Genomic DNA, 252 nt, shown 5'->3' on the forward strand with positions numbered 1-252 from the left:
GAAGCTTCCCATGATGGCGGACCTATCAACCTCGGTGTTCGGGACAAACTGCGAGAACAAGCCGGCGCAGAATCAAGTTGCAACTTCAGGGCCGCAGCGAAAACTGCTGCGGCCCTGTTTTTGAGCGGAAGCCGCGAACCGGATGCTCCGGAACGTGGCGAGAAAACTCTAACGGGAACGCTGCGCGATGGCTTTAAGCCGCATGAGGGTTGACGATGGTGTACCCTCGCAGGGAGCGCGGGTGAATTCGCG

At 59.1% G+C, this 252-nt stretch carries 1 protein-coding gene; it reads left to right on the forward strand.

The window, feature by feature from the left end; translation table 11 throughout:
* On the forward strand, nt 1-213 hold a 213-nt coding region (locus AC0L3U_RS39880; protein ID WP_473365195.1), incomplete at its 5' end, for a hypothetical protein.
* Between the last annotated feature and the right edge of the window lie 39 nt (nt 214-252).

The sequence above is a fragment of the Bradyrhizobium sp. Kon69 genome, assembly GCF_055807515.1.